This window comes from Roseovarius pelagicus (assembly GCF_025639885.1).
Classification (GTDB): domain Bacteria; phylum Pseudomonadota; class Alphaproteobacteria; order Rhodobacterales; family Rhodobacteraceae; genus Roseovarius; species Roseovarius pelagicus.
Genome location: NZ_CP106737.1, coordinates 16,076 through 39,586 on the forward strand (window position 1 = coordinate 16,076; position 23,511 = coordinate 39,586).

The following is a 23,511-nucleotide window of genomic DNA, read 5'->3' on the forward strand; positions in this document are numbered from 1 at the left end:
GTTCTTTCAAAGTCCCAATATCATCCGGCTGATGATGTTCTTCTGAATCTCGTTTGATCCGCCGTAGATCGAAGCTTTGCGGAAATTGAGATAATGCGCCGTAAGCGGAGCTGCCGCATCGTGGCCAGTCACTGCTGTCTCGCGCCGGCCCTCAAGGAAATCGACATCGAACGGCAGGCTATATGGCCCCACTGTCTCGACCATCAGTTCGGTCAGGCGCTGCTGCACCTCGGTTCCAACGATCTTGAGCATTGAGACCTCGGGGCCAGGTTCGGAATTGCCGTGATCGGACGAGACAACCCGCAGGTTGGTGATTTCGAGCGCCATCATCTCGGCTTCGAGCAGGGCGACCTTACGCGCGAAAAGCGGATCGTCCAGCAGCGATCCGTTTTGGCTGGGCGTGGTCATCGCCAGGTGTTTCAGGAAACGAAGCTCGCGCTTGGACCGGCCGACTTCGGCCACGTTGTTGCGTTCGTGACTGAGCAGGTATTTGGCATAGGTCCAGCCAAGGTTTTCCTCGCCCACCAGATTATCCACGGGCACCCTGACGTTGTCGAAAAAAACCTCGTTGATCTCGTGATCCTCGTCCAGCGTGATGATCGGTCGCAAGCTGACCCCTTGCGATTTCATGTTGATCAGCAGAAACGAGATGCCCTCTTGCTTGCGCATGGAGGTGGTGGTGCGCACCAGGCAGAAGATCATGTTGGCGTGCTGTGCCAAGGTCGTCCAGGTTTTCTGGCCGTTGACAAGGTAGTAGGCGCCGCTTTCGTCCTCGATCCACTCGGCAGAGGTTTTCAGCGATGCAAGATCCGACCCCGATCCCGGCTCGGAGTAGCCCTGGCACCACCAGTCCTCGCAATTCAGGATGCGCGGCAGATAGTGATCTTTCTGCGCCTTTGTGCCAAACTCCATCAATACCGGGCCGAGCATGTTGATGCCGAAGCTGATGACGTTGGGCGCGCCTGCGCGGGTGGTTTCTTCTTCCCAGATATGGCGCTGCACAGGCGTCCACGCGGCCCCGCCATATTCACGGGGCCAGTTGGGCGCCACCCATCCCTGGGCGTACAGGATCAGGTGCCATTTGCGGTAATCCTCGCGCGTGAGGCGTTTGTGATTCAAGACCTTGGCCCGAAGATCAGCCGGAAGATTGGCTTCGATGAAAGATCGCACCTGCTTGCGAAATTGCTGCTCTTTCGCGTCATATTCGAGGTTCATCTTGTTTCTCCTCAAACAGGATCTCACACGAGAGCGGATCTTCGTCCGGTCAGCAATGCCTTGGTTGATGTAAAGAATATTCTCATAAAAACCTACTTACAAGTAGTTATGATGAATACTAAAAATTTTAATCCAATCAGAGACTTCCGGCTTGCCAAGTGTTTGGTTACAGTCGTCAAGACTGCCAGCGGCGCAGCCCGGACCTGCGCGGCCTCAAGGGCATTCCGACCGAATTCGATCAGGATGGTTGCCAAGCAGTCGGACGGAAATGTAAAAGTTCTTGGCGCGGTTGAGGGGAGGGATCAAACTAGCCCGCGTCATATTCGCGGCCAGGGCGAACGCCAGTCGAGGACACCCTGATGAGCAATGCCTTAGGACGCCTCGCGCTCACGCAGTTCCTTTTCGCGTTCGCGCGCAGATGTAAGCCAGCCAGGATGCATCTGCGGCACTGATTCAAGAAGGCGTTTTGTATATGTTTCTTGAGGATCGCTGAAGATAGACTTTCGGTCGTTTTGCTCGACGATGCGACCTTCCTTCAGCACAATAACCTTGTGTGCAATCGCTTCGACGGTGGCAAGATCGTGAGTGATGAACATGAACGTCAATCCGAGACTTTGCTGAAGCCTCACCAGGAGTTTCAGAATACCCTCGGCGACAAGCTGATCAAGCGCGCTTGTCACCTCATCGCAGATGATGAATTCCGCTTCGGCGGCAAGTGCCCGGGCAATGCCAACCCGCTGTTTCTGCCCGCCGGAAAGTTCACCAGGCCTGCGGTCAAGAAAATCGACGTCAAGATCAACCAGTTCCATCAGCTCGGCCAACCGCGCACGCAGAGCCTTGCCGCGTCTTCCGGTAAACTTCGTCACCGGGCGCGAAAGGGTTTCGCGGATGGTGTGACGCGGATTGAGCGATGTATCGGCTGATTGATAAATCATCTGGATGTTGCGAAGCATCTTGGCATCGCGCTTTTTCAACTGCGGCTCAAGCAACCCGTCGTGCCAGAAAACCTCGCCTGATTTCTGCGGCAATAGCCCTGCCAGCACGCGGGCCAACGTCGATTTCCCCGAGCCGCTCTCTCCTACGATGGCCGTTGTGCGGCCGCGCGCGATCGTGAAGTTCAGATCATTTAGTATCGGAGTTCCGCCATATCCTGCAGTGATACCCTGCCCCCGAAGCAGCGTGGTCTCGGCATCTGTGTCGGTCTCGGGGCGGCGAAAAGAGCGGACGGCCCAGAGCGAACGCGTATAATCCTGTTGCGGATCGTCCAACATCTTGCTTGTGTTGGCTGTCTCGACCTCAACGCCGTCTTTCATCACGCAGATGCGATCGGCCATCTGGCTGACAACTGCCAGATCGTGGCTGATGTAAATTGCGGCGGTGTCGTATTGATCAACGATATCGCGGATCGCGCCGAGCACCTCGATCTGCGTTGTCACGTCCAGCGCCGTCGTTGGCTCGTCGAAGATAATCAGCTCAGGTCGGCAAGCCATCGCCATCGCTGTCATTGCGCGTTGGAGTTGGCCGCCCGATACCTGATGCGGATAGCGAAATCCGATCTCATCGGGATTTGGCAGCTGCATCTGGCGATACAGCGTTATGGCATCTGCCTCGGAGTCTCTTCGGGTGGCGGTGCCGTGCAGATATGGACCTTCCGTGTATTGGTCGATCAACCGCATGGAAGGGTTGAAGCTGGCGGCGGCCGACTGCGCGACGTAAGCAATTTTCTTTCCATGTAATTTTCGCAATTGTTCCTGCGACAGTCCGAGAAGCTCTGTGCCGCCGAAATTCACGCGGCCCCCGGCAAAACGCACTCCGTCTCGGGCGAATCCCATCGCGGCCAACCCGGCCGAGCTTTTGCCGGCGCCGCTTTCACCGACAAGGCCCAAAACCTCGCCGCGATCAAGGTCGAGTGAGATCCTGTTCAGGATCGCAACAGGTTCACGGCGGTTGCCGGCCTCAAGGCGCAGGTCGCGGATTGTCAGAAGATTTCCCATGATGTCCTTCTCAGTCGCTCAGACCGCTGGCGCGATGCAGCATCCAATCTACAATCAGGTTGATCCCGATGGTCAACAGGGCAATGGCCCCGGCCGGAATAAGTGGGGTGATATCCCCAAAGGAGATGAGCGTTGCGTTTTCTTTGACCATGCTGCCCCAATCAGCGATGGGCGGCTGGATGCCGATGCCAAGAAACGACAGCGCGGCGATGAACAGAAACACAAAGCAAAACCGCACGCCAAATTCGGCGATCAGGGTGGAACTGATATTTGGCAGGATCTCGCGCCGTAACAGCCGGAACGTGCTTTCTCCGCGCAGCCGTGCGGCCTCGACATAATCGAGCCCAACCACATTCATGGCCGCTGCCCGTGACAGCCGGTAAACCGGCGCAATATAGATGATTGCGATTACGGCAACCATGTTAAAGATGGATGTCCCGACAATGGCCAGCAACATCAGAGCGAGGATGAGTGTCGGCATCGCCAGCAAAACGTCGATCATACGAGAAAGCACTTCGTCAAACCAACCCGAGCGCAGCGCGGCGAACATCCCCAGATAAGACCCGAGACCGAAGGCAATGGAGGTGGTCAGCAGTGCCAGCCCGACAGTGTTGCGTGCGCCATAGATCATGCGTGACAGCATGTCGCGACCCAGGTTATCGGTGCCGAGCGGATGCGCGCTGCTCCAGGGTTGATAGGGGTTGCCGACGATCTGGGTTTCCCCAAACGGCGCGATAAGGGGCGCAAAGAGGCCGGTCAGAAGCGTCACAAGCAGGATGATGATGCCAATAATGGCGGTCAGCGGCGCGGATTTGAGAAGTTTTATCATTGCTTATCTGCCATGTCGCAAACGCGGGTTCGAGATCAGTGAAATGATATCTGCAAGCACATTGAGCGTGATGTAGACGGTGGCAAAGAACAGGCCCACGGCCTGTACGACAGGGAAGTCACGGCTCGTCACGGCGTCCACCAGTAGCTGGCCCAGGCCAGGATAGGAAAACACGACCTCAACCACCACGACGCCAACGATGAGATAGGCAAGGTTCAGGGCCATGACATTGATGATCGGTGCCAAGGCGTTGGGCAGTGCGTGAAGCACGATAATCCGCCACCATGGCACACCCTTCAGCTGCGCCATTTCGATGTAGGGCGAGGCCAGCACGTTGATGATCGCGGCGCGGGTCATCCGCATCATATGTGCGACCACCACCAGAACCAACGTCAGCGCCGGCAGGAAGGTGCGGTAAAGCGCATCCCCCAATCCTTCTGCCGCATCAATACGGGCCAGTGTAGGAAACCAGCCAAACCGGATCGACAGGAAAAGAATGAGCACATATGCGACAAAGAATTCGGGCATCGAAACGGCCGCAAGAGCCCCGAGATTCATCCCGCGGTCAAACACGGTGTGGCGCCAGAGCGCCGTCAAAAGACCCAAAGTCAGTGCGACCGGTATCGCGATCACCGCTGCATATGTTGCCAGGAAGATGGTATTGTACAGCCGCGTGCTGAGCAGGTCGGCCACGGCCCGCCCCGAGGCAAGAGAATTTCCGAAGTCACCCTGAAGCACCCCACCGAGCCAGTCGATATAGCGTATGTGAGGCGGCTGATCGAGGCCCAGCTCGGCGCGAAAGGCGGCGACTGTGCTGGGGGTCGCGGACTGGCCCAGAATCTGCTGAGCAAGATCACCGGGCAAAATTTCGATACCGATAAACATGAACGCCGAAATGATGAACAGTGTAAGAACACCGAAAATCAGGCGTCCCAGAATGAGCTTTTGAAGCCGATGCATATGATGATTTTCCAGAAGGCGGAGGCGCTGCGGGACGAAATACGGGCGGCTGTTTCCAAAGCCGCCCGAAACAGTGAGCTGGATCAGGCTGTCCACCAACGTTCGATGAAGCGCCAGCTGTCAAAACCCCACATCTCCGAGAGCTGTTCGGGCATCGCGATATTCTTCGACATCGCCCAGACAGCGTTGCCGAAAGCCGGGATGAGAGCGCCGCCATCTTCTTTCACGATCTTCTGCATCTCGCCATACATCTCGGCGCGGCGTTCGTGGTTCAGCTCAGGGCGCGCCTGCAACAGCAACACATTGAAGCGTTCGTTCTTCCATTTGGTTTCGTTCCAGTCAGCGCCTTCGGCATATGCCGCCGTGAACATCAAATCCGCTGTTGGACGACCGCCCCAATAGGAGCCGCAGAACGGTTTCTTCAACCAGACGTTCGAGAAGTACCCATCATCCGGCTGCCGGTCGACATTGATGTTGATGTTGGCGGCCTTGGCAGATTCCTTGAACAACACCGAGGTATCCACCGCACCGTTGAACGCCGTATCCGCTGTGGACAGCGTGACATCCAGTGACGATAGCCCTGCCTTGCTCAAATGGTGCTTTGCGCGCTCGGGATCATAGGCGATCTGTTCCAGATCGTCGTTGTAGTAGAGCATCGTCGAGGCAATAGGCTGGTCGTTGCCGACGCTGCCATATCCATAGAGGACGGACTGGACCATCTGTTCGCGGTCGATGCCGTATTTCAGGGCCTGCCGCACGTTCACGTCATCATAGGGCGCGGTGTCGGTATGCATCGGCATGATATAATGCACCGGGCTGTCATGGGTGACAACCTGGACGTTCGGATTGCGCCCTAGCAGATCAATGGTTTTGTAATCAGGGCGGTCGATCACGTCGACCTCACCGTTCATCAACGCATTCATTCGCGCCGCCACATCGCCGACCTTGAGGATCTCGACCTTATCGAAATGCGCGTAGCCCTTTTTCCAGTAATCGTCGCGGCGTTTCAACTCGACGCGCACACCAGGTTCGAAGGTCTCAATGGTAAAGCCGCCGGTTCCGATCAGGCTGTGTGGATCAATGCCGTCGCCGGTTGATTGACGAATGCCCAGGTGATAATCGTTGAATACAAAGGGGAAATCCGCGTTTCCGCCTTCGAGTTCAAAGATCACGACCTTGTCGCCATCTGCGCGGATACCGGTGATCTGCGCCAGCAGCGGCTTGATGCCCGATTTGGAGTCTTCCCCCATATGGTGACGGATCGAGGAGATCACGTCTTCGGCAGTCACCTTCTTGCCGTCCGAGAAATCGGCGTCTTCACGCAAGCGGAAGGTCCAGGTGGCGGCATCGGCACTTGCTTCATAGCTTTCAGCCAGATTTGGTTTGGCCGTGCCGTCAGGGGCGATTTCTGTCAGAGTGTTGAACACGGCATAGCCGGTCGCGAACATGAAGTCGTTGTTGAACGTTGCCGGGTCCATGCTGTCCGACGACGAACCTTTGCTCAGGCCCACCCGAAGCGTGCCGCCTTTTTTCGGAGCCGTCTGGCCGAAAGCGCCAGCGGGCAACATCAGGCCCGCGCCGACGGCAGCAGTTCCTGCGATGAATCCGCGGCGGCTCGGGCCGGTTTTGAGGATGCGATTGGTGGTCACGTTATTCTCCTTGTTGGTTATTAGGGTGCCAATATTCCTGTTCGAGCAAACGCTGCCATCACCCGGCCAACGGGTCGGTATAGGGTGCTCGGGGTGGACGCAACTCTGCCAGTCCGAAATTCTCGGGGAACTTCGTCGTAGTAGCCCAGAGATGATCACCATAGAGGAATGGTTCGAATGGTTCGATCCCGTCGATGGGAAGCGGTGCAATTTCGGTGCTTGGCCGCGGCTCGAAGAAAAACGGGATTGAATAGCGGTGTTCGCCCTGGCCGAGCACGCGGTGCAGCGTTGCCTTGATCTTGCCGCCGGTCCAGCGTTCCAGAAGGCCGCCAAAGTTGACCGCAAAGCTGTCGTCGATGACGGGAACGTCAATCCATTTGCCATGCGTGTCCCTTGCCTGCAGCCCGCCGACACCACAGGTCGCCAGAAGGGTCAGCAGGCCCGAGTCGACATGTGCGCCAGCGACCTGCTCAAAAGTCTTGCCGTCATGCTCGACATAGCGGGTGGAACCATTGGAAATCACATTGTCGCGGCTGGGATAATGCAACAAGCGCAAGGTGGAAATACCATCGTTGAAGGCATCGCGGAAAATGCTTTCGTCGATCCCCAGGCTTCGTGAAATCGACGCCAGAATATGTTCACCGATGTTTTCTGCACTCAGGTAATACTCTGCTGTCGTCTTGGCCCAGCTTTCAGGCAGCAGCTTCTCGTCTGGAAGCGGCGTTGGCTCGTATAGAACATCATCCGCCTGGTCTGCCGGCAGTGTGCGGACAATGTCAGGGCCGATTTCGTAGCCTTCGCGCCCTCGGGTCGGGCTTGAGGACAGCGGGAACCAGCCACGGTAAAGATGTGGATTCTCAGGCGCAAAATTGCGCTTCCAGTAGGGGCGCTGATCGTCTTCGGGAATATCGAATAGCTTGAGCATCTTATTGCGCTCGGCGGATCCGACCTTGATATCTGAGGGGTAATTCTTGACCACCATGAAGCCGATGTCGAATGCCGCGTTGGCAATTTCGCGATCTGTCTTCGCTCTGGCCTTTTCATCATCGCCAAATAGTGGACCTATGTCGACTATCGGAATTTCGCACATGACTTGTCTCCTTGGTATCTAGCCCTCATGCCTCTTCCGAGGTGCGTACGCGCTGGCCAATGGCCCTCGCGCGAGGATGCTTTTCCAATTGTCCCCCGGAGTTCCATTGACTACCTCGCAGTAGGTATATGCATAAACTACTCTTGGGTAGGAATTGTGTCAAGGCAGCATCTGCATTTGATGAAATTCATTGAAATATATGATATTAAAGAGAAAAATATTTCTCGCGGCTTCACGGGTATCGCCAATTTGTTTATGCGATGGTCATCGTGCAGGCCGCCCTTCGCACGTGCGGGGGCGAGAGTTGGTGCAAAACACCCTATCCCGCCGCCAGTTCCGCCGCGATATCAAACCTGGGTTTGTTGATGATCCCGCGTCCCGCCAGTGCCCAGCCTGTCAGCACGTCGCCGTCATCGGCATCGTAGCGGCCAGAGACATCTACGCGCGTGGGGGCCTGCCCCACCATCAATGTCCAGAACCACTCGGGCGAGCGCGGATACCGAAGCAACAGGCAATTGTGGTGTATCAGATCACCCGGTTCGCGCGGGGGGTACTGTCGCAAACTTCATCTGGTAGTGCAAAACAGCCTGTTAGCGGACACACTTATGCTGCGAGGTCGGCGAATTGCTGGAAGCCTGTTTTCCCATTCGCGGCGATTTGACCTTTGCGTATCATGTGCACGGTTTCAATCCCAGCCAGCGTAGCATCTGCTGAGTGAAACTCCTTGAAGCCTGGTGCTGGGCGCGTGATCCGCTTGATGAAACGGTGGTCCTGCTCGATCATATTGTTCAAATATTTGCTCTGCATGATCCGGATCAACCGCCCGCTGCCCGTAAATTTGCGGATCACGTTCACGGCCTGAAGCCCCGCCAGATTGGCGCCGCTCTTGTCGATAGCAATGCGATCAGGCGTACCATTCGTTGAAATTGCACGTTTAAAAAAACCGACGTGCGGCAGCCTTGTTCCACTTTGCAGAGAGCATGAAATCAAGGGTTCGGCCGTTCCGATCAACAGCGTGATAAAAATAGACCCATTGGCCTTTGACCTGGGCATAGGTTTCATCCATCCGCCATGAGTTGGCTGTCTGAGGCTTTCGCTTTTGCGCTTGTTCAGCAATGAGCGGTGAGTATTTCACCACCCACCTGTTCAGTGTCGCAGGTCAACATCGACACCACGCTCTGCCATGATCTCCTCCAAATCTCGGTGGGAGACCGCGTATCTGACGTAAAAATATACGGCATAAAGGATCACGCTATTGGGGTAATGCACCCCTTTGAAACTCACCCCCATCTTGCCTGCCCGTTTTTGGCACAATGACATATCGGCGATCTTGTATGAATGGAATTAGAAAGTTTGCGACAGAACCCTTGCCAAACGTAGAAAAATCTCAGCATCGGCTGAACAACTTGGCAATGCCAGAAAGGGTACTTCGCAAATAATGAAACCGGCGTCCTTAAGGAAGTGGAATTCGTCGATAATCTGTTCGATGAAGCGGCATGATCTCAATCCTAACACTAGAAATTTGAACATGCTAAACTAACGCAACAGAACCATCCTCCCAAACAGGATGAATCACAAAATCATGCGTGTGGGAATCCCCGCGATTCAGGTTTCGGGCGGGACGCTTTAGCCATTCTATTATGCAACAAAGCTTGCGGCGAAGCTGCATCCAAACGTGACACCTCAGTGAAAGCGTTATAATTGAAATTTCTTCAATTATTCGCATTAACAAATTCAATATCTTTGCCAGAACCGTTCTGCCAAAACTGTCACAGACAGATAATGAAGCCTATGGGAAGTCAGCATGGATTTTTGCATACAATTGGGTCCATACATCACGGATAAGTCTTACGGTGGAGATCGCGTATTCAAAGACATGCTAGATCAGGCTGTTTTTGCCGAGAAATTGAACTTTGATTCCGTTTCGGTGACAGAGCATCACTTGGTAAACATCCTGATGATGCCTGCGCCGCTGCAATTCGCAACTCAAATTGCGCAGCACACAGATCAGATCAAAATTATCACTTCCATTGCTGTTCTGCCACTTCATGACATGCGGGTTTATGCCGGTGAAGTTGTCTGTGCGGACATCTTTACCCAAGGCCGCCTGTTACTTGGTGTAGGACGCGGCGCGTTCGCCTATGAGATGGAGCGGATGGGCGTTCCCATGGATCAGACGCAAGCCCGTTTCAACGAATCCCTCGACCTTCTTCAAAAACTTTTGAGCGAAGAAGAAGTCAGCGCCGATGGCGATTATTATCAATTCGACCCCATCACGATCATGCCACGCCCGATGACTCCTGGCGGGCCACAGATGATGATGGCTGTTCTGAATCCCGAAGGAATTTATCAGTGTACAAAACGTGGGTTCCATATCCAGACGACACCGCTTGCCGGGCGGCATCAATTACTACGGGATCAGGTGGCTGGATTTTGTCGCGCCAAAGACGAAATGGGAGATGCTGGGGCGGAGCTCACACTTTCGCTCTCACGTCTTGGCTTTGTCTGCAATTCGGATGCCGTGAGAAACTCTTGTATACATAGGGCGAATTCTTACTACGCCCGCTTTGACAATGTTTTCACTGGCCCTGGTAAGGTGGATAATGGCCTGATCCGAGAACTTCCGCGCAATCAAACTGCAGAAGAGCTTGCCGAGAGTCTTATGATTGGCTCAGTGCAGGAAATTGTCGACAAGCTGGGCGAATATTCAGACCTCGGAATCGATCGTTTCATATTCAACTGCAACTTTGGGATGTCTCAGGCGGCCACGCTTGAGAACATTCAACAGTTTGCCGAAGAGATTGCGCCCCATTTTTCCTATAAAGGAATAGGTGTGCTGGAGGGGGCTTGTGAATGATCAAGGCAGCTTTTGTCTATAAAGACCCGATCTACTTTGATCTAAGGGGCTCTCAAATGAGCGTTTTCACTGAAAGAACTGCGAATCCGGGGGCGGTATGACGAAGGACTACAGCCATATCGTCATTGGCTCAGGATCTGCAGGGTCTGTCATCGCGAGCCGACTATCCGAAGACAGCAGCAATCGAATTTTGGTTCTCGAAGCCGGTCCGATGGATCGGAGCTTATACGAACTGCGCATGCCAGCGGCTTTGGCAATTCCGTTGGAAAGCGAACGGTTTAACTGGGCCTATCACAGTGAACCTGAACCCTATCTTGACGACCGCCGCGTCTACTATCCACGCGGACGCGTGGTGGGGGGATCGTCCTCGATCAACGGTATGGTGCACCTGCGTGGCAATCCAATGGATTACGATGGCTGGGCGGCGCAAGAAGGGCTTAAGGATTGGGCTTTTGCCAACTGCCTGCCGTATTTCCGCAAGTTGGAGACCAGCGCACACGCTCCTCATGCCTTGAGGGGTGCAGACGGCCCCATCAAGGTGACGATACCTGAATGCCGAAACCCATTGTTTCAGGCATTTCTAGAGGCTGGCCAACAAGCCGGTCACACCTATACCGAGGATGTCAACGGATACCGACAAGAAGGCGTGTTCCGAATGGAGCGGTCGACATTTAATGGTCGGCGCAGCAGCGTTTCGTATTGTTATTTGCACCCCGCCCGTAAGCGCGGCAATATTGATCTAAAAATTAAAGTGCGGGTCACTCGTATCCTGTTCGACAAACTACGTGCCATCGGTGTAGAATTCGTCGAAAATGGTAAGACACAAAAGGTCTACGCAGCTGACGAAGTCGTGCTTTCGGCTGGTGCCATCAACTCGCCCCAGTTGCTAAAACTTTCAGGGATCGGCCCGCAGGATGAACTGACGGAACATGACATCCCAACCCTCCAGCATTTGCCGGGCGTCGGCGAGAACCTTCAGGACCATCTTGATTATCTGGTGCAGTATCATTGTACCAAACCGGTTTCCTTCTATTCGGCAACTAAACCATTGGGGAAACTTCGCACAGGTGCTGAATGGCTACTTCTTCGACGCGGTATCGGGGCCACCAATATTTGGGAAACGGGATCATTTTTCCGAACCAATGACAGTGTGAGTTTTCCGAACATGCAGCACCATTTCGCACCGATCGCAGTCAGTTATGATGGGTTAGAGAAAATCGAAGATCACGGGTTTCAATTTCACATCAGTCAGATGCGCCCACGCAGCAAAGGCTGGGTGCGGTTGACATCAGCCGATCCTTTTGCCGCTCCGCGCATCCAGTTCAACCATTTGGCTGATGCCCGAGACCGGCAGGAAATCCGGGATGCGGTCCACATGACCCGCGAATTTGCTGCTCAGTCCGCGTTTAACGAATTCAGGGGCGCAGAGCTTGCACCTGGCAAAGAGGCCGTCAGTGACGATGCACTTGATGCGTTTGGTCGCGCCAAGGGGGAAACATCGCATCATCCTAGCTGCACTTGCAAGATGGGGACAGACGAAATGTCGGTTGTCGATGACCAAGGACGGGTGCATGGGCTGAAGTCACTACGTGTGGTCGATGCGTCGATCATGCCCTCCATCGTGTCGGCCAACATCAACATTCCTACGATTATGATTGCCGAAAAAATCGCTGACCAGCTACGTGGTCGGCCTGCATTGGCACCACAAGACACGGCAGTCTATCGTAGATAGACAAATGTGAATATGCCAATCACTAACTTTCAGGGAGATAAGCAAGATGAAGAAAACACTTAACAAAGTGGCCTATGCTACGATTGGCATGATACTTGGTGCGAGCGCGGCTCTGGCCGAACCAGAGTCCAAAGACCCCATCAAGCTGACGATCAATGAATGGACTGGACAAGTCCTGACAACCCACATCGCCGGCGAGTTACTGGATAAAATGGGATACAACGTCGAATATGTGACTGCAGGATATTTCCCGCAAATGACGGCGTTGCAGGACAACACGGTCACAGCCGCGCTGGAAATTTGGACGACCAATATCGCAGACGCCTATGAGAAGGCGATCGGATCTGGCAATGTGAAGGATATCGGCAGCTTAGGCCTTCAGCCGATCGAAACATGGTTCTATCCCGCTTTCGTCGAAGAACTGTGTCCGGGTCTGCCTGATTGGGAGGCGCTTAAATCCTGCCCGCAAACTTTCGCCACTGCCGAGACAATCCCACAGGGTCGGTTGGTGGACTACCCAGCGGACTGGGGGACATCGAACCGTGACAGGTTGACTGGGCTTGAACTGCCTTTCACTTCGATCCCAGCAGGTAGCGAAGGGGCGCTAGTGGCTGAGATCAAAACAGCCTTTGCCCGTAAAACCCCCCTTCTTGTCATGTTTTTCAGCCCACATTGGCTGTTCTCGACCTACGACATGCGTCCTGTTAAGTTGCCGCCATACACAGAAGGTTGTAACGAAGACCCGAAAGTGGGCGTAAACCCCAATGCGACATTCGACTGCGATTTTGTACGCGGTGACGTTCGCAAAGTCGCTTGGGCGGGCATGGAAGAAAAATGGCCAAATGCATACGCACTTCTCGAAGCTCTGGAAATCAGCAATGAGCAGCAAATCGAGCTGATCAATATGGTCGACCAAAAAGGTCAATCAATTGACGAAGCCGTGGCCTATTGGCTAAAGAATAACGAGAGCTCATGGTCATCATGGCTGGATGCTGCTCAGCAATAATAACCGAACAATCCCTTCATACGACTGGCCCGCCTTAACAGGCGGGCTGCTTTATCAGAAACTAAAGAGAGAATACAAAAGTGGCAGATCTGCGCGCCGAAAAGGATGAGGATAAGACGTGTTCCTCGAAAAGTAACATCATCCTTGAATGCCGCAATCTTTGGAAGGTTTTTGGCCATCTGCCCAAGCAGCTTACGCCACCCACTGAAGATAAGCCAACTTCGGAAACAATAGAGGACATATCAGAACACGATGCTTATCCGGCGATCTGCGATGTATCTCTGGACGTGCGACGCGGCGAAATTCTGATCATTATGGGGCTGTCTGGTTCCGGAAAATCCACCATGTTGCGGTGTCTCGCGCGTCTGCTTGAGCCTACATGGGGGGAGGTCCTGTACGAAGGCCAGAACATCCTAGACCTGAGTGCTCGCGAACTCACCAATCTTCGGCGCAACAAATTTGGCATGGTGTTTCAAAGTTTCGGGTTGATGGATCATCTGAACGCGCGCGACAATGTCGCCTTTCCTCTTCGTGTGCAGAAGGTTCCAAAGGCTGAAAGAGACAGACGCGCGAACGCACTATTAGATTTGGTGGGACTGGAGGATCGCAAGACCAATTTCCCCTATGAATTATCGGGTGGCCAGCAGCAACGTGTCGGCATTGCTCGATCACTGATTGCCGATCCTGATCTGTGGTTTCTGGATGAACCGTTCAGTGCGCTTGACCCGTTAATCCGGCGTCAGATGCAGGACGAGTTTTTAAAACTTCAAAAAACACTTGGTAAAACCATCATATTTGTCACACATGATTTCCTTGAAGCAGCACGGCTTGGTGACAGAATTGCGATTATGCGAGAGGGGCATCTGATCCAAATCGGCAAACCGCGCGATATTATTCTGAGGCCCAAAAACGACTATATTCGCGAATTCGTGTCAGAAGTTCCAACAAGCCGGATCCTGCATGTCTCAGATTTGAGCTATGCCGCATCCGAAAGGATCGAATCGGCGCCCGATATCCATGAGACCGAGACGCTTGAACTGGCGATCGATCTTTTCTTATCCGGGCACGAGCGGTTGAATATCATCAATGACGAAAGTGCCTTTGTCGGAACAATCTGTCGCGATGATCTGCACGCTCTGACAGGCCAGAACACTACAGAAGCCGAACCAGATCATGTTTGAGAGCATATTCTCTCACCGAAACACAGCAATCGGACTCTTTTTGCTGGCAGCTCTGTTCGCCGCATTGAGTCTATATCTGAAAGACGACCTGTCGTGGAGTGTAACTTACCCTGTTGGATGGACACTCCCCCTGGCTGACTTCATCAACTTGGCAATGGATGAGCTTCTTCAAGTAGCCGCACCGTTTTTCCGTGGGCTGTCTGATGTACTCGATTGGCCGATGCGCCGACTTCAAGATGCACTGCACGCCGTGCCATGGCCTGTTTTGACAGTGATAATTGCAATGGCGACCTTTCGTGTGGGCGGTGCGAAACTGGCAACTTTCTGCGCTCTTTCCTGTCTCTATATTCAGATGTCGGGATACTGGGAAGAAAGCTTGAACTCGCTTACTCTAGTAAGCGTCGCACTACCCATCTCTGCACTCACCGGCTTTCTAATTGGCACGGCGATGAGCAAAAATAAAACTGCGGCAAGGCTATTAACACCAATTCTGGATGTCATGCAGACAACGCCGGCATTTGCGTATCTCATTCCATTGATCGTATTGCTTGGATTCGGACCAGTCGTTGGATTGATAGCCAGTGCTATTTACGCGATCCCCCCGATGGCGCGAAACGTGAAGCTAGGGCTTGATTTGGTTCCAAACGACCTACGAGAGGTTGCCGCGATGACAGGGTGTTCACCCCTTACCCGGTTTGGACTTGTCGATCTGCCGACGGCATTGCCGCAAATTCTTGTTGGATTGAACCAGACGATCATGGCCGTGCTTAGCATGGTGGTTTTTGCAGCCATCATTGGAGGGTTCGACGACATCGGCTGGGAAGTTCTGCGATCCATGCGACGGGCCGAATTCGGCGATAGCCTGATGGCGGGCATCATCATCACACTGATTGCCATTATGCTGGACCGGACCACTCGCGGGATGGCAACGCGCTCTCGTCAACGGGCACAACTAGACCTGACTACGACACGTTTTATAATGGTCAGCTTGGTGGCCATCTTCGGGATGTGGGGAATCTTGCATTTTTCTGCATTGCAGACCCTTATCTCCGATGGCTTCCTCTTTGATCCGTCTGAGTATTTGGATTCAATGGTGGCGCAACTGAGCGTGTCGATCGGGGCAATAACGGACGCCCTGAAAAACAACGTTGTTTATTATTTCCTTTTACCAATTCGTATCGGTCTAGAGCAGACAATATCGCCCTATACTTGGGGGTTTACCTTCACCCCCTTTATGAAGACAGGATATTGGGTGATTTTGTCATTGCTCGCCACGTTTCTCGCGGTCAAAAAAAATGTTTTGGCAGGAAGCCTAACAACGGTGATCGGGTTGTTCGTCTTTGCGGGCACCACCGGCATGCCTTGGCCTTCAACCATATTGATTGCGATAGCTATTGGATACTGGGCGGGTGGGGTTCGCATAGCGGCACTCTGGGCGGTGGTCTTGGGCGTGATACTGGTGTCAGGACTCTGGGAACCGGCAATGTTTTCCATTTATATCTGTATGTCTGCTCTGCTGTTTTGCATCGTACTTGGCGGAGCGCTCGGAGTATTGGCGGCTCAGTCCGTTAGTGTATCACGGTTAATGCGCCCCATCCTCGATTTATTGCAGACAATACCGCCTTTCGTACTTTTGATCCCGGTCGTTATGCTCTTTCAGATCGGGGATTTCTCTGCTTTTCTGGCGATTATATCGTATGCGATTGCACCGATCATCCGATACACAGAAGCTGCGCTACGCGAGGTTTCATTGGCTAAGATCGAAGTCGGCCGCAGCATCGGGTGTACCCCGATGCAGTTGCTGTTTTTGGTAAAGCTTCCAGCTGCACAGCGCAGGATCGCACTGGGGGTAAATCAGTCCATAATGTATGCGCTTGCCATGTTGGCGGTGGCCGCACTTGTGGGCTCACGCGGGCTGGGACAGGAAGTATATGTCGCGCTTGGCCAGGCCGATGCAGGCCTCGGCATTCTCGCTGGGGGCGCAATCGCTGCTATTGCAATATGCGTCGATCGCACCTTTGTTAGCGCTCTTGTTGAAAAATCTTCTCAATCTGAGCGCTGACATAGTCGAAAGAAGGGTCAAACCAAGGCCGGTCTTTTGCGATATCTGAACGAGACACAGCATAAGCAGTACGACAAAACTCAGGCGTCCCTTCTACCTGCGAAAGCGTACCGTCAGAAATGTAATTGGTAACCATGCGTGTCGGCAAATAGGCCGACCCGCCCCAACGCAAAAGGTAATTAAGCGCACAATTACTGGAACTGATCGTGATTACGGGCGTGCGTGCCACTGAAAATGCCTCGGCGTGAAGACGACGAAAATCGCCACCCAGATCAACGTAGATATAGTCTGGGTCCCAATCGACATAGCTTCGTGCGCGGGTTGATACCTGAATCAGACGATCATCAAACAGCTTTCTTACACGGTATCCGCCCGAAACAGCGGAATCGAACATTAAGGCAACATCAATCAGACCCGAAGATAACCAGCGTTCGATATCATCCACATTCCCCAACCAGAACGACAGAGCGACTTCTGGATGATGCTGCCGCAGGTAATCAACCCATATGCAACCGGACGCGTCCCATAGGTCCAGATGGCAGCCGACATTGCATATGCTTTTAAAATCTTGGCTGAGTGATAATTCCTGCCGCGCCAACCCCCAGGCCTGCGTCATAACTTCTGCATAGCGAAGAAACTTGAACCCTGCCGGGGTCAACTCTGCCCCGGATCTGCTACGGATCAGCAGTTTTTGACCCAAATGATTCTCAAGGGCGTTGATCCTGGTCGTAACAGTAGACTCGGTAACATTCAGCCGCGCAGCAGCTCGGTTCAGGTTTCCCACCTTTACCACCTCTAGGAAAGTTTGTGCAAAGGCCACATTCATACGAGTAAAACGGGCTGATTCATACCGATGAACATGCTAAATGGGTGATCTGAAAAAATGAAAAGGCCTCCGGGCATTCAACATAAACCTCCGCACTTATAGAAGCCAGATACGCATTGCATCACCCTAGCTTAGCCCTTGCGCGTAACGAAGCGCGTTTGCAGATACGCCTCGAGCGCGTCTGCCCCGCCTTCAGTGCCTATGCCACTGTCCCCGATGCCGCCGAACGGCACTTCGGGAAGCGACAGCCCGATGTGATTGATCGAAATCATCCCCGACTGGATTTCGTGCTGAAGCCGCTGAGAGCGGGACGATGAACGGGTCCAGGCATAGGCCGCCAGCCCAAACGATAGCCGGTTAGCTTCGGCGATTGCTTCGTCGTCGTTGCTGAAGGTGTTGATGGCAACGATGGGGCCAAAGGGCTCTTCGTTCATGATTTCGGTTTGAACCGGAACGTCGGTCAGAACAGTAGGCTCAAAAAACCAGCCTTCGTTACCAATCCTTTTCCCTCCTGTACGGAGCGTGGCACCCTGCCCGACGGCATCCGCAATCATGTGTTCAAGGGCGGGAATCCGGCGTTCATTGGCCAAGGGGCCCATTTCGCTAGCCGCATCCGACGCAGGCCCGACCTTGATGCTTTCAGCCTTGCGGACGAATTTGTCTATGAACTGTTCCGACACAGAAGATTGTATCATGAAACGGGTTGGAGACACGCAAACCTGACCCGCATTGCGAAACTTGCTGGCGGCAAGAACCGAAACGGCATCATCCACATCGGCATCGTCGAACACAAGCACAGGCGCATGGCCCCCCAGTTCCATTGTGGCGGGCTTCATGTGCTGCCCAGCAAGACCCGCCAGCAGCTTTCCGACTGGCGTGGACCCGGTAAAAGACACCTTACGGATCACCGGATGCGGGATCAGATAGCTCGATATTTCCGCCGGATCGCCATATACGAGGTTCACCACGCCGGCAGGCACGCCCGCGTCTGCAAAGCAGCCCACCAAGGCCGCGGGGGAGGCCGGCGTTTCCTCGGGGCCCTTGACAATGATACTGCATCCTGACGCCAGAGCTGCCGAAAGCTTGCGGACGACCTGGTTGATCGGGAAATTCCACGGTGTGAACGCCGCGACCGGGCCGATCGCCTCTTTGATCGTCAACTGCGTAACGTCGGGTTCGCGTGCCGGTATGACACGGCCATAGGCGCGGCGGCCTTCCTCAGCGAACCAATCGATGATGTCAGCGCCGGCCGAGGTCTCACCTTTGGCTTGGGCAAACGGCTTCCCCTGCTCCAGCGACATCTGCTCCGCGATCGTGTCGGCGCGCGCTCTCAGCAGTTCTGCCGCGCGTCGCATTATCTGGCAGCGCAGCATCGGCGAGGTGTGTTTCCACTCGTCAAAGATTGACTCGGCCGCCTTAAGCGCGGCATCCAGGTCTTCTTTGCCCGCACGCGAGACTGTGCCGAGCGCAGTGCCGGTCGCCGGGTTTAAGACCTCAAGTTTCGCCAGAGACTTTGCAGGACGCCATTCACCGGCAATGAACAACTCGACATCGGGATAAGACATTGTGACAGACTCCTTCCACTTTAGGGTACGCGGCAGTTCGGCGTCTCAGCCTTGTTTGAACGCGCCGGTTTACGTATTTTCTTCGCCAGCAGTTGTCAGATACCGGTCCAGCCGGGGCACAGACTCCATCAAGGTCCGGACGTAAGGATGATCAGACTGCTTCAGGGTTTCATCTCGCGGTCCGTAGGCCACGACCTTTCCTGCGCGCAGAACCAACACATCATCGGCGATCATCTCGACCACATGGATGTCATGGGTGATGAACAGGATGGTTGTTCCATGCTTTCGCTGCAAATCGGACAGAAGCACCAGGATCGATTCCGCGACCAGCGGATCAAGACCGGACGTGATTTCATCGCAGATGATCAGATCCGGGGCGCTGGCAAGGGCACGCGCAATGCAGACCCTTTGTTTTTGCCCACCGGAAAGCTGCGAGGTGCGGCGGTTCATCATTTCAACCGGCAATCCAACCTGCCGCATCAGTTCGATCACTTCCTGCCGACAGCGGGTCGCATCAAACTTGCGATGATACTTCAATGGACGACCAATCACATCTCCCACGCGCTGCATCGGGTTCAGCGCGGTGTCAGGCATCTGGTGGATGACCTGAATTCGTTTCAACAGATTGATTTCACGTGATTTCAACCGCTTAGGCAGCACCGCCCCGTCAAACGTTACCTCGCCCGACCACGGCGCCAAAACACCCGTGACCACCCGGCCAAGCGTCGATTTTCCAGAGCCGGATTCGCCGACGATCGCCAGCGTGCGACCGCGCATCGCGGTGCAAGATACCCCGCCGAGTACCTTTTCGGACCCGTATCCCGCGACGATATTCTGAATCCCAAGGATCGGTGTCGTTCGCTCCCGGGCCGGATTTTCGCGCACTTCGGCCTGCAACAACTCTTTGGTGTATTCGGCCTGCGGATTGGACAGGATCTCCGAGGTCTTGCCGATCTCAACCTGCTTACCATGGCGCAGGACCATGATCCGGTCGACGACCTGTGACACCACTGGCAAATCATGTGAAATATAAAGAGCTGCCACACCCGATTTGGATACTGTGCGCTTGATGGCGGCGACGACTTCTGCCTGAGTGGTGACGTCAAGTGCCGTCGTTGGCTCATCGAACACGATTACATCAGGCTTGCATGCCATGGACATGGCGACCATCGCGCGCTGCAACTGCCCCCCCGAAACCTGATGCGGGTAACGTTCACCAAAGGATTGCGGCGATGGCAATCCAAGCGTCCTGTAAAGTTCAATCGCTTCAGAGCGCAATGCCGATCTCGACCCTTGATCGTGTTGTTGGCCTGCCTCGATGAACTGATCGATTAGACGATGGGCTGGATTGAAAAACGCCGCCGCCGATTGTGCCACATAAGACACCCGCGCCCCGCGCATCTGACGCAATTCTTCCGGGTTCATGGTCAGAAGGTCCTTACCCTTAAACAGAACCTGCCCGCCGGAAAATCTGCATCCTGGCCGTCGATACCCTAGCGCCGACAGACCTATGGTTGATTTGCCAGCGCCGGATTCGCCGATCAGGCCAAGAACCTCGCCCTTGTTTAGTTTAAACGAAACACCCTTAACGATCTCAAACCAGCGTTTATCCGCCCCCTTCGCCTCGATAGAGAGTTCCCGCACTTCCAGAGCGATATGTTTCAATGCATCAGTCATCTTGCGTTCCGCCTGCTAAGTGAATGAACCAGTCGACAACGTAATTGACGCTCACGGTCAACAAAGCAATCGCTAGCGCGGGAAGCAGAGGAAGCATGCTTCCGTAGGAAATTAGAGTGGAATTTTCGCGCACCATAGCCCCCCAATCTGCAGTCGGTGGCTGAAGGCCCAACCCAAGAAAGCTAAGCGCGCTGATCAACAGGAAAACAAAGCAGAAGCGCAACCCAAACTCGGCAATCAAGGGGATGGTAACATTGGGCAACACTTCACGTAGAACGATCCAAGGCAATTTCTCTCCGCGTAGCCGAGCCACCTCAACAAAGTCCGCATGAACCACATTCATTGCAAGCGCGCGTGAAAGCCGAAAAACCCGCGTGCTATCCACAAACGCAATGACTGCTATCAGCACCGGGATGGAAACGCCGAACATGGTCAGCAGAAACAAGGCGAAGACAAGCTGTGGAATTGCCATGAAGACATCCGCGCTGCGCGCAAGAATCTCGTCGCCCCAGCCGCCTATGACGACCGCAGAAATGCCCAGAGTACCTCCTATCAAGAAGGCAAGGATCGTGGCCGCCAGCGCGATTCCCACAGTGTTGCGCGCTCCCCAGAACAGCCGGGACAGCATGTCCCGCCCAAGGTTATCCGTGCCCAGCGGATGCATCCGGCTTGGGAGGTCGAACTCCGTACCGACAATCTCTGATTCTCCATAAGGCGCCAGCACCGGGGCGAAAATCGCCACGATCGCATAGGCCAGAATGATCAACAGGCCAAGTTTGGCGCTCAGCGGCGCCGCACGAATATTGGTAGCGACACGGGCCAGCACGGATGGCTCTGGCTGCGAAAGACTGACGTTTTCATTTGACATGTCTGGTTCCCGTTCAGCCCTGATGCTGCAGACGCGGGTTTGCAAGCGTTGAAAGAATATCCGCGGTCATGTTGAGCACGACGTAGCTGGCGGCAAAGGCCAGGCTACACGCCTGAACCACTGGCAAATCGCGCTTTTGCACGCTGTCGACCATTAGCTGCCCCATACCGGGATAAATGAACACGACCTCCACGACGACAACTCCGACGATAAGCCACGCCATATTCAGGACCACGACGTTGATAATCGGGGCCAGCGCGTTCGGCAGGGCATGATGCAGGACGATCCTGCGCGGACGCACCCCTTTCAACACCGCCATCTCAATATAGGCGCTGTTCAGGACTCCCAGCAATGCGGCCCGGGACATCCGCATGATATGCGCCTGCACCGCCAACGTCAGAGTCAGCGCAGGCAGTAAGATGATCTTGATAAGTTCCAGAAGTGTAATGTCGCTGGGCATTTGCGATAGGCTGGGAAACCACCCTAACTCCACCGAAAATATCAGAATTAGGACATATGCGATGAAAAACTCGGGAAACGAAACCAGCGACAGCGCGATAAAGTTGACCGCGCGGTCCAGCAAGGAGCCCTGCGTGAGTGCAGATGCGATTCCAAGCCCCATGGCCAATGGCACCGCAATGATCGCAGCTGCCCCGGCAAGCTGAAAGGTGTTCCACAGCCGTCCGCCGATCAAAGCGTTGATTTCACGACCGTTCGCCAAGGAGGTGCCGAAATCGCCCTGTAACACGGCACCCAGCCAATTCAGGTATCGATACCAAAGAGGTTGATCCAGACCCAGTTCTTGCCGGAACGCGGTTAGTACCTCGGGAGAGGCGGCCTGACCCATCATTTCAGTCGCAATGTCCCCGGGTAACAAGGCGACGCCAAAGAAGATCAGCGTCGTCACGACCCACAGAGTTAATGCGCCCAACAAAAGTCGCCGCAAAATAAATTTAGTCACGTCACCGCGGCTCCTGGCCTGTCGAGCAGCTGAGATCAGCCAATTTTTTGGTTAAGGAATGCCTCGACCGGAGGAATCACCCTGTCGGAAGCCTCGATCATGATGGCGTGCTTGAGCCCATCCAGAATGACAAGTTCCGATTGCGGCAATGCCTCTGCGATCTGCTTGTTCAAGCGCGGATTGCAGCCGCCGTCCAGTTCACCCGTCAAAACTTGCGCCGGAACATCGACTTCATGCAACCACGGTGCCATCTCGGTATCTGCATAGATATCAAAGACGTTGAGAAAGATATCCGCCGGGGTGGCCAGAACCTGCTGTGCCCGCCATTCGATGACATCGGGATGGGCTTCGGCGAACGCATCGGTAAACCAACGGCCCGCCAATGTACGCAATACCTGCTCAATTCCTTTCTCACGCATCGCGTCCACGACCGCGCGTACCTTAGCGCTGTCATCTTCGGTGCGGAACGCGGCTGTAGACCACAGACCCAGCGACAGAACTTTATCCGGGCAGCGGCGCGCAAACGCAGGTCCAATCATTCCGCCCAGAGAGTGCCCAGCCACATGTGCCTGATCTATCCCCGCCCGCTCAAACAGAGCCTCCAGATCATCAACCAGATCATCCAGCCCGAAAGCCTCTTTCGGGATCGGAGACTGACCGTGACCCCGCAGGTCATAGGTCACACAGGTAAAACGATCCTCAAGCGCGTCGACAATCTTGTCAAAAGCCGCGCGACGGGCGCCGATACCATGGATGAAGACCAGATACGGGCCCGTACCGCGGACAGAATAAGCACAATTTACAGCCACGAGGTTACTCCTTCGCCTTTGCCGCAGCGCGATCCGAGACAAGCTCACCGGAAACGGCCCAGTTGGTTTTTTCCATTTCGTTGAACAGAATAGTCACGCCGCTGGCCGGGCCACCGACGACGTCGATATAGGTGTCTGTCAGCTTGCGCGCCAGATCGCGTTTGACCTCTTCGGGACGGCCACTGAACATGTCTACTTTGATGATGGGCATTTGATTTTCTCCTATGGAT

The 23,511-nt window shown here is 54.4% G+C and carries 19 protein-coding genes and 1 pseudogene; 5 read left to right on the forward strand and 15 right to left on the reverse strand.

Annotated elements, in window-relative coordinates; genetic code table 11:
• Positions 1-6: 6 nt before the first annotated feature.
• The 8 genes and pseudogenes from N7U68_RS00065 to N7U68_RS00100 all read right to left on the reverse strand — a co-directional run bounded on the left by N7U68_RS00065 (position 7) and on the right by N7U68_RS00100 (position 9,027).
• On the reverse strand, positions 7-1,215 hold the full coding sequence (locus N7U68_RS00065) for an acyl-CoA dehydrogenase family protein (RefSeq protein WP_263046694.1): 1,209 nt from the start codon (positions 1,213-1,215) through the stop codon (positions 7-9).
• Positions 1,216-1,586: 371 nt separating this feature from the next.
• Positions 1,587-3,209: an ABC transporter ATP-binding protein gene (locus N7U68_RS00070; protein WP_263046695.1), complete on the reverse strand. Its 1,623-nt coding sequence runs from the start codon at positions 3,207-3,209 to the stop codon at positions 1,587-1,589.
• A gap of 10 nt (positions 3,210-3,219) precedes the next feature.
• Positions 3,220-4,038 (reverse strand): ABC transporter permease, encoded by an 819-nt coding sequence (locus N7U68_RS00075; protein WP_263046696.1) that lies wholly within the window; start codon positions 4,036-4,038, stop codon positions 3,220-3,222.
• 3 nt (positions 4,039-4,041) lie between these two features.
• A complete protein-coding gene (locus N7U68_RS00080; protein WP_263046697.1) occupies positions 4,042-4,998 on the reverse strand; it encodes an ABC transporter permease in 957 nt (318 codons plus the stop codon).
• 83 nt (positions 4,999-5,081) lie between these two features.
• Positions 5,082-6,647, reverse strand: coding sequence for an ABC transporter substrate-binding protein (locus N7U68_RS00085; protein WP_263046698.1), 1,566 nt, complete (start codon positions 6,645-6,647; stop codon positions 5,082-5,084).
• Between the two features lie 58 nt (positions 6,648-6,705).
• On the reverse strand, positions 6,706-7,737 hold the full coding sequence (locus tag N7U68_RS00090) for an isopenicillin N synthase family dioxygenase (RefSeq protein WP_263046699.1): 1,032 nt from the start codon (positions 7,735-7,737) through the stop codon (positions 6,706-6,708).
• 319 nt (positions 7,738-8,056) lie between these two features.
• On the reverse strand, positions 8,057-8,299 hold the full coding sequence (locus N7U68_RS00095) for a LysR substrate-binding domain-containing protein (protein WP_263046700.1): 243 nt from the start codon (positions 8,297-8,299) through the stop codon (positions 8,057-8,059).
• A gap of 41 nt (positions 8,300-8,340) precedes the next feature.
• Positions 8,341-9,027 (reverse strand): annotated as a pseudogene (locus N7U68_RS00100) (IS6 family transposase).
• A 514-nt stretch (positions 9,028-9,541) separates the two neighbouring features.
• Here N7U68_RS00100 and N7U68_RS00105 point away from each other — a divergent pair.
• From N7U68_RS00105 to N7U68_RS00125, 5 genes are all read left to right on the forward strand, one after another.
• On the forward strand, positions 9,542-10,594 hold the full coding sequence (locus N7U68_RS00105) for an LLM class flavin-dependent oxidoreductase (protein WP_263046701.1): 1,053 nt from the start codon (positions 9,542-9,544) through the stop codon (positions 10,592-10,594).
• Between the two features lie 97 nt (positions 10,595-10,691).
• Complete coding sequence (locus N7U68_RS00110; protein ID WP_263046702.1) at positions 10,692-12,326, forward strand: choline dehydrogenase; 1,635 nt, start codon at positions 10,692-10,694, stop codon at positions 12,324-12,326.
• 46 nt (positions 12,327-12,372) lie between these two features.
• Positions 12,373-13,332 carry an ABC transporter substrate-binding protein gene (locus N7U68_RS00115; RefSeq protein WP_263046703.1) on the forward strand — a complete coding sequence of 320 codons (960 nt, stop codon included), beginning with the start codon at positions 12,373-12,375 and terminating at the stop codon, positions 13,330-13,332.
• A gap of 80 nt (positions 13,333-13,412) precedes the next feature.
• Complete coding sequence (locus N7U68_RS00120; protein ID WP_263046704.1) at positions 13,413-14,513, forward strand: ATP-binding cassette domain-containing protein; 1,101 nt, start codon at positions 13,413-13,415, stop codon at positions 14,511-14,513.
• Positions 14,506-16,575, forward strand: a complete 2,070-nt coding sequence (locus N7U68_RS00125; protein ID WP_263046705.1) for an ABC transporter permease — start codon at positions 14,506-14,508, stop codon at positions 16,573-16,575. Before N7U68_RS00120 ends, N7U68_RS00125 begins: the two co-directional genes overlap by 8 nt.
• Here N7U68_RS00125 and N7U68_RS00130 read toward each other — a convergent pair.
• The 7 genes from N7U68_RS00130 to N7U68_RS00160 form a co-directional block, all read right to left on the reverse strand.
• A complete protein-coding gene (locus tag N7U68_RS00130; protein WP_263046706.1) occupies positions 16,535-17,401 on the reverse strand; it encodes a LysR family transcriptional regulator in 867 nt (288 codons plus the stop codon). The two genes, N7U68_RS00125 and N7U68_RS00130, sit on opposite strands and share 41 nt — an antisense overlap.
• A 131-nt stretch (positions 17,402-17,532) precedes the next feature.
• Positions 17,533-18,966, reverse strand: coding sequence for an NAD-dependent succinate-semialdehyde dehydrogenase (locus N7U68_RS00135; RefSeq protein WP_263046707.1), 1,434 nt, complete (start codon positions 18,964-18,966; stop codon positions 17,533-17,535).
• Between the two features lie 69 nt (positions 18,967-19,035).
• Positions 19,036-20,643, reverse strand: a complete 1,608-nt coding sequence (locus N7U68_RS00140) for an ABC transporter ATP-binding protein (protein ID WP_263046708.1) — start codon at positions 20,641-20,643, stop codon at positions 19,036-19,038.
• Positions 20,636-21,511 carry an ABC transporter permease gene (locus N7U68_RS00145; RefSeq protein ID WP_373322915.1) on the reverse strand — a complete coding sequence of 292 codons (876 nt, stop codon included), beginning with the start codon at positions 21,509-21,511 and terminating at the stop codon, positions 20,636-20,638. The genes N7U68_RS00140 and N7U68_RS00145 overlap by 8 nt, the downstream gene beginning before the upstream one ends.
• A 13-nt stretch (positions 21,512-21,524) precedes the next feature.
• On the reverse strand, positions 21,525-22,472 hold the full coding sequence (locus N7U68_RS00150) for an ABC transporter permease (RefSeq protein WP_263046709.1): 948 nt from the start codon (positions 22,470-22,472) through the stop codon (positions 21,525-21,527).
• Positions 22,473-22,507: 35 nt separating this feature from the next.
• Positions 22,508-23,281: an alpha/beta fold hydrolase gene (locus tag N7U68_RS00155; protein ID WP_263046710.1), complete on the reverse strand. Its 774-nt coding sequence runs from the start codon at positions 23,279-23,281 to the stop codon at positions 22,508-22,510.
• 4 nt (positions 23,282-23,285) lie between these two features.
• Positions 23,286-23,492 carry a tautomerase family protein gene (locus tag N7U68_RS00160; protein WP_263046711.1) on the reverse strand — a complete coding sequence of 69 codons (207 nt, stop codon included), beginning with the start codon at positions 23,490-23,492 and terminating at the stop codon, positions 23,286-23,288.
• Positions 23,493-23,511 lie beyond the last annotated feature (19 nt).